This is a genomic window from Clostridium sp. UBA4548 (assembly GCF_002387895.1).
GTDB lineage: Bacteria > Bacillota > Clostridia > Clostridiales > Clostridiaceae > Clostridium_J.
Genome location: NZ_DGLI01000010.1, coordinates 1 through 7,507, shown reverse-complemented (window position 1 = coordinate 7,507; position 7,507 = coordinate 1). Strand labels below are relative to the sequence as shown.

General features: G+C 29.4%; 10 protein-coding genes and 1 pseudogene. All 11 read right to left on the bottom strand.

The window, feature by feature from the left end; all coding sequences use genetic code 11:
- Positions 1 to 34 precede the first annotated feature (34 nt).
- The gene (locus tag B3040_RS03780; protein ID WP_017413687.1) at positions 35 to 406 is read right to left on the bottom strand and encodes a hypothetical protein; all 372 of its coding nucleotides are present in this window, start codon (positions 404 to 406) and stop codon (positions 35 to 37) included.
- Between the two features lie 234 nt (positions 407 to 640).
- Positions 641 to 868 carry an RHS repeat-associated core domain-containing protein gene (locus tag B3040_RS03775; protein WP_083861606.1) on the bottom strand — a complete coding sequence of 76 codons (228 nt, stop codon included), beginning with the start codon at positions 866 to 868 and terminating at the stop codon, positions 641 to 643.
- A 114-nt stretch (positions 869 to 982) separates the two neighbouring features.
- The gene (locus B3040_RS03770) at positions 983 to 1,255 is read right to left on the bottom strand and encodes a hypothetical protein (RefSeq protein ID WP_017413688.1); all 273 of its coding nucleotides are present in this window, start codon (positions 1,253 to 1,255) and stop codon (positions 983 to 985) included.
- A 17-nt stretch (positions 1,256 to 1,272) separates the two neighbouring features.
- Positions 1,273 to 1,521, bottom strand: a complete 249-nt coding sequence (locus tag B3040_RS03765) for a hypothetical protein (RefSeq protein ID WP_291570374.1) — start codon at positions 1,519 to 1,521, stop codon at positions 1,273 to 1,275.
- 93 nt (positions 1,522 to 1,614) lie between these two features.
- A complete protein-coding gene (locus B3040_RS03760) occupies positions 1,615 to 1,935 on the bottom strand; it encodes a hypothetical protein (RefSeq protein WP_291570372.1) in 321 nt (106 codons plus the stop codon).
- Positions 1,936 to 2,248: 313 nt separating this feature from the next.
- Entirely contained in the window at positions 2,249 to 2,752 is a 504-nt protein-coding gene (locus B3040_RS03755; RefSeq protein WP_291570370.1) for a hypothetical protein, read from the bottom strand.
- Between the two features lie 1,069 nt (positions 2,753 to 3,821).
- Complete coding sequence (locus tag B3040_RS03745; RefSeq protein WP_414632517.1) at positions 3,822 to 3,962, bottom strand: JAB domain-containing protein; 141 nt, start codon at positions 3,960 to 3,962, stop codon at positions 3,822 to 3,824.
- An 8-nt stretch (positions 3,963 to 3,970) separates the two neighbouring features.
- The gene (locus B3040_RS03740) at positions 3,971 to 4,504 is read right to left on the bottom strand and encodes a hypothetical protein (protein ID WP_291570368.1); all 534 of its coding nucleotides are present in this window, start codon (positions 4,502 to 4,504) and stop codon (positions 3,971 to 3,973) included.
- Between the two features lie 160 nt (positions 4,505 to 4,664).
- Positions 4,665 to 4,790, bottom strand: a pseudogene (locus tag B3040_RS03735) (RHS repeat-associated core domain-containing protein); the annotation flags it as partial.
- Between the two features lie 351 nt (positions 4,791 to 5,141).
- A complete protein-coding gene (locus B3040_RS03730) occupies positions 5,142 to 6,401 on the bottom strand; it encodes a hypothetical protein (protein ID WP_291570366.1) in 1,260 nt (419 codons plus the stop codon).
- A 230-nt stretch (positions 6,402 to 6,631) separates the two neighbouring features.
- A partial coding sequence (locus tag B3040_RS03725; protein WP_291570364.1) for an RHS repeat-associated core domain-containing protein occupies positions 6,632 to 7,507 on the bottom strand: 876 nt, incomplete at its 5' end.

The window sequence follows — 7,507 nt, the reverse complement described above, 5'->3', positions numbered from 1 at the left end:
ACAAATTATTTTACAGACTCATTTTTCATGCTTTTTATTCCTTCCATATGTGTTGATATTCATTATCAAAATAAGCTAAATTGAATGCTCCACTTACATTTCCACCTAATATGAAATATAGAGACGCTCCAAATTGGACTTTAAGGTCACTTTCTATACCTTTTGATTTTGAGTCTACACAATTATAAATTGAGTCCATAGTGTCTTCTAAAAAATCACATGAACATTTATTTGATTTGTTTATATATGAGTGGAATTTTCCAGTTCCAAATTCTTTTGATATAGACCCAATTCCATATCCAATTGATGCTGAATAGTCAGCGCCTATATCATTCTTTCCACCACTACCTTTATATTTTAGCATATCATTTTTTGCAACAGCACTTAAAGATACTGGAACCCTCATATATTGCTCCGAAGCTTGGACGCCTATTCCAATGCCTACTCCTACTTCTGCTTCAAATAATTTTACCGCTATATCAAAATGTTGCTTTGTCCCACATGCTTCTTAAAGACATCGAATCAACTCTAGCATTTTCAAGCAAATCCCATATATCATTAAATTACTCATATTTCTCGACTCCATATCGAGTTAAGTACCAACCTTTTTCATTAACACTTATTGTAGTTATTACTTCTTTTATAGTAAATTCAGTGCCAAAAACATCTGTTGCATATTGGCATTTGCATCTTGCTTATTTATCGGATTATTCATTGAGTAGGCATATGCATTATGGGACAATAATTCTCCCGCAGCTCCTACTATACCATCAGCATTTATAAACCTTCCCCACTCTGGATTATAATATCTACTTTGTAAATAATATAATCCAGTCTCGGTATCATACCTATCAAATGTATAATGCAAATATAAAAATAGGCAGGTAGTTTTTGTTCTATCTACTTATTTTCTATTAAAGTATTATTTAAAATAATTAAAACTTTTTTTATATTTCGATAATTGTTTCTACAAGTATTATCATTAGCGCTTTTTTTCAAATAAATCTAATATGACTAAAATTGAAACAAATGGATAGACAATCCAATACTTTGAAATTATAGGTGAAATATCCGCATGAAATATTATCCAAACTATCACTGCACCAAATTTTATTATCAAAAAAATATATACTAATGTTTTGAAAATTACCAGTGGCACAGTATGAATCTTTAACTTTTCAGCAATCTTGTCATACATTTGTATGATAATGCATAAGAAAACAATAGTATCTAATATAAACATAACGCTATCCATAAATCACCCCAAATTAGTTAATATTGAATAAAAATAATTTCTTCACCCGATAAACCGCTGTGTTCGGACATATATTTTAATCCGCCATATGCACCGCTACCCCAAAATGCCACTTCTGCTAAAACCCCTGTACCTGCATACTTTAAGATTTTACAAAAATACTTGCTCCCAAACTTTGCTGAACTACTAACAAGAAAAACAAGTAAGTCATATTCATCTGAACCCGGGATTTTATTAGATGTTTTTCCCTTATAGAAAGCCACCATTTGATACATAACAACTAATTGTTCTTATAGTAAGTTATTTATAATTCATACTTAAAATTTAGTTTAGTATTCTATGGTTATTTATACTAGCATTTACTTTTTCACTTTAGTAACTTTTATCATCATGGGTATTAGTATAAAAATTAATAATAATCCTATAGCAGAAATATATATATTATTAATATATATTCCTATCGACATCACAACTAGAGGTAAAATCATCATAAGAGCTCCTAATATAGCTAAATAATTCTTTGTGTATACTATTCCTACAAACCCAACAACTGAAACAATTAAAGCAAATGTTATAATTATTAATCTAGAGCCTTCTCCAAGTTTAAAGACAACATATCTAGTAAATATTATAGTAATTAAGACTAAAATAGCCCCTAAAATTGGCATGATTTTCTTCACATTCATCATCTCCCATAATATTTGCCTTTTATTCCATTTGAAACTTTATCTATAGTATACCTTGACCAACGCATAACTCAAATCCTATAGCACCTACTAGCATTATACATTACGAGAAATACTAGTTTCTCTCACTTCGTTTTTCTCTTCCTCATTGTATATACTGGTAAGAATCTAATAACATTTTTATTATTAATTTGATTTTAATATACGTTTAAAATAATAAACAGTATTTAATCAAACCTAAAGAGTATTAAACTAAAGTAACCACTAAGTAATGTATTGCGTATTTTTTATATTGTTAAATATAATGTTACATTAACTTAAACCCATTATTTGCTACAACCTTTATGTTGTCAGTAATATATTCTTTAACAATATAATCCCCTTTTATTACATCTTGTAATTCTACATTCCTTTTCATCCATTTTACCAATGAATTAAACTCTTTAGTTACTTTTAAATCTTTATTGACTATAATGCCATTATCATCATAATATTTAGGTTCTACCCATAACCTTCCTCTTGTTATTGTTTTTTTTTCATGTTTGACCAAGGTTCTAGTAAATTCTATTACTGGGCTTCTTAAATAATCTAATCTATACTCAAATTCCTCATCAGTTACTATCTTCCCAAACTCTTCCTTATATAGATATAAAATATGAATTTTTGGGGTTACTTCTCTTAACTCATTGAAAGTAACTAATTTTTTACTTTCTAAATCCTCAGCAAGAATTATAAATCCTTGCTTAAAAACCTGCTGAATAAACTTTTCTTCTAACTCTTTTTCTATATAAAAACTTACTTGATTTCCCAAAGTTTCCACCCCTTTCATGCTATGGTTCATATATAACTGGACTAATCCCTGAATTATATGGCATAAAATAAATTGGTGCTTCATTATAATCTGGTGAATTCGTAATATCTTCTATTGCTTTTGCTTCACGAGTTATCGAAATTCCATTTTTGCTTAACTTGTCACACTGGTATATTTTAATTACTTCTCCATCTACAATTTCAACTTTATCTGCATATCTATATGATTTTGTTCCATTTGGAGTATTGTATCTAAACTAGGTTTACATTCTGCCATTTGTGTTCGTAGGCTTGATATTACTAATTGTTGTTTGGTGCAATATTCCACCGTTTTTACCATTTGAATTTGGCACTGACTTAGCTCCAGACTGAAGACCCTTCTTTAAACGCGCAGATCCATAATTAACAGTTTCCTTAACCCTTCCCCAGATACTCTTATTGCTACTTATAGCGCCACCTACTGTTTGATTTCCTGTATTTCTGTCACTTACCCCACCGCCATCTTGTGCTTGGGTAGCGGCAACCCCCGTATCATCCTTTAGGTTAAAGGGCTCCTTATAGCAATATGTGAATATATTATGCGATAATAATTCTCCTACTTGTCCATCTAGTGCATCCGCATTTATAAACCTTCCTTACTCTGCAGATAATAAAGACCAGTCTCGGTATCATATCTGTATCCTCTATATCTATAAGGGTTCTTATATCCTACATGGGTTGTATTGTTTGTTATATCCGCACCAGCAGCATCCTTTATAAATATTAACTTACCCCAAGAATCATAGGTTTAAGATACAACTTGAGTTCCTGCTTTATCTATTAATCCAATTATATCACCTTGGGCATTTCTTACATAGAAGTATGAGTTCTCCATTATCATTAGCAGTATAAATATGCTCTTTTTTTTGAAGACTAACTAATGCATTCACACGCTCTTTTTAAAAATAGTATCCACTTGTAATTTTTACATAAACTTCAACAGCCAGCAAGCACAAGGCTATGGTGAGAGTACTTTCAATAAAAATTTGAATTAAAGCTAAATAAAAAAAGAACAGATAATCTCTGCTCTTTCATACTTCTTTTAACCTATTAGTTACATTAATATCCTCTGTTGATGGTGTAACATCTCCTGATGGATGATTATGAAATAGAATTACTGATGCTGAATTTCCGTAAATAGCTACTTTAAAAACTTCTCTTGGATGAACTATAGAGCTATTTAATGAACCAATTGAATAGGTGTAAGATCGAACGTTCTTACAGAATATCGTCCTGATATCGGATCAAATACCCACTCATAACACTTTTCATTATATTCTATTCTAATCACATAGTCATATTTGACAAAGTAATTTATATTCACTTGTTTTTTTTGTTTATATGACTGATTAATCTCAATTGTATTTGTTGTCCTCGATTTAGCATCTTTTATTACAATCTCACGAGCACCTTTTAGTGTGTATTGAGGTCGAAATAAAAATACAGTTATTATAATCGCAACTCCAGTAAATATTAATATCAATCCTGTATAATTAATTATTTTACTTGATTTATATTTTTTGCTAAACACTTTCATTACTACAGAAACTATCACAAAAGTTAAAGATGTTGCTGTATAGCTAAAAGTTCCTCCATAAACACGATACATAATAAAACTTGAGAATAAAATTAATACTGCTAAATTAATAATTCGATCGAAATCAAACTTATTAACATATTCCTCCATAATGTTTTTAAATGGTACTTTTTTCATAATCCCTACCCCAAATCCATAAATAATTATAGTTTGTTTTTATATTAATCCTATTTAATATCACAATCCAACACTTCGTATTCTGGAGCCATTCCCTTTTCATAAGCTTGAGTGTATAAAAATCTTAATCATCCTTTCTATTGGCAGGATTATTCTTACATTACACAAGCATATTATGAGATAATAACTCACCCTGAACTCCAGTTATAGCATCAGCATTTATAAAGCTTCCCCACTCTGGGTTATAGTATCTTGATTCTAGATAATATAATCCTGTCTCGGTATCATACCTATACCCTTAATTTTACATTTATAGAAAGAAAAATTCCACCACAATAACATGGTGGAAAAAATTTCTTGAGTACAGCTTAAAATTTATTTAGGAAACCATTTAACAATATATCTGTAAAATGCCTCGTAGGAAAAATCAATTGCTACAGATTTCTAAAAGTTTCTTAAAATTTTATATTATGATTGTTTTAGTATCCTAAATATACCTATTTGAAAAAGAATTTCGTAATAACTTAGTTAGATTTGAAACATGATGCTATAATATATATTTTAAAACTCAGCTTTAGTAGGTTTTAAGCTGAACGTATTAATTGAATACTGGACTTAAGTCAATATTGCGGTTTAATCATATTATTATTAGACTATCTTCTTGTATAAGGAATGGTTGCCCTTGAATTATGTTAATTAATTCTAATGCTTTTAAATTATATATATTAGTATAATATATCAGTTCATCATTATCTATTTTAGCATCTTCAGTAATTAAATATTGTGACTGATAAACACCTATAATTTTGCCATTCACATTTATTGTTCTTCTATGTTCCCATTCATAGCCACTAAACTCAATAGTACTATTTAGTTTAGTGTCATAAATATAAACTGCATCTCCACTTGAGGAAATCCATAAAATATTACTTAAATAAGATAGTTTTATTTTGTGATACTTATATGTAACAATATCGTACATAATCAGTTCCGAATAACCTTTATCAAAATAACTTACCTTATAATATATTTTAGCATCACTTACACTAATAAGCTGTATCGCTCCATCTTTACCTATCTCTTGAACAATTTTATAAGAAATGTTTTTTAAGTTACATTTTACTTCACTTGTAAAATTGTTTACTGGAAGAATATAAATACCGTCTACACAACCTCTAACAGCACTGGCATCTATATCACAATTATACAAATACTCGTATTTATCAACTTCATTATATAATGCAGAATATAGAATGATATAGCCATTACCATGAACATCATGTGAAACAATTTGTTGAAAACCTTTATTAGAGAATGCTTTATCGACTATTGGGTATCTTTTGCTTTCATTAATATCATATAAGTATAAATCAAACTTATTATTTTCATGAAAATGACTATAGTGACCTTTAAATACGTTAATCTTATCAATTTGATAACCTATATAACTTTCACTTAACACAAAAGGCATGATTTGATATATAATATTTTGAGATTTTACAGTTTCATTTATATTTATCAAAGAGTTATTTTCAATAAAATCCTCGAATCCAATTTGAAATTGTTTTTCATAAGTACTCATTTTAATATCTAACCTATAAAAACTCACATAATTAACCTTATATGGACTCTCTAATGCAATATAATATAAAACTTTAGAAATTTTATCAAAGAAATAGTTAATAATATTTTTAGATATCTTAATATATTCAATTGTATGATTTTCTATATTATATTTTAAGAAAGCATCATAAATTGTACAATACTCACTTATTTGACCTTCTAACTCATACTGTTGCATGCTTTCTCTTATAAGATAAATGTAATTCTCATATCTATAAATAGGTATATAGCTAACATCATCTGTATTCCTTAAATTTAAATGCATAATATTCAAAATAATACACATCCTTTCAAAAACATATTTAACACACAGAGTCTTACTGAAAATAGGCTATTCTAATTCTTTAAATTAAATGAAAGATATCTTATGGTTATGCCACAAAAACTAGTTGTTCTTGACAATTCATGATTCAAGTAGCAACATATGATGTTAACATAATCCTTTCTCATACCATATATAGTGAATAAATAATGTTGCCTATTTATTATAGTTTAATCATCTTATTATTTTATTTTTGGCAAGTCAAAGAAAATGTGAACTCTTGGCTCATTAATTCCTACACCATGGTAATGATTAAAATACACACCTGGCCCACTTTTAGGGCCATCTATATGATTTTCCCATTTTTTTATTCCACCTGTTTTCAAAGCCAATTTTTCAGCATTATGTTGTGCAAATGTATATATATCATTCCCACCTCTTACATGTAATTGAGCGTCTGAAAAATTCATAGGTGTATTAAAATTAACCATCACATTATTAGCTGACTTGTCAATAGTTGCTGGATAATAACTTCCGCTTTTCCGCTTTTCCATTGGTATATCTAAAGCACCTGATATTGCTATGCCTGGCGAACTTGTTTTTGTCTTATTTTTAGGAACAACTGCTCCTAAAATAGCACCTATTGTTCCAACAGTACCATAATATAAACCTTTTAAACACTCTAGAAGTGCCCCACCTGTAGTGATTACAGCACCACCGCCACCGCCCCCTCCAAAATTATCAAGTGCTTGGCTATGCAGAAAGCCACTATCATCTTTCATATTTATAGGGTCATTAGAACAGTATGCAAAGATATTATGACTTAACAATTCTCCTACTACTCCACCTAACGCATCACCATTTATAAATCTTCCCCACTCTGGATTGTAATATCTACTTTGTAAATAATATAATCCAGTCTCGGTATCATACCTATACCCTCTATATCTATAAGGGTTCTTAACTCCTACAGTATCCTTCAATGTACCAGTAATTCCATTTTTATTCGTATCGCTAGCATCATCCATCTCTGCTTTAGATGGAGTCATCTTACCCCAACTGTCATAGTTGTAGGCTACCACTTGAGTTCCTGCTTTATCTATTAATCCTATTATATC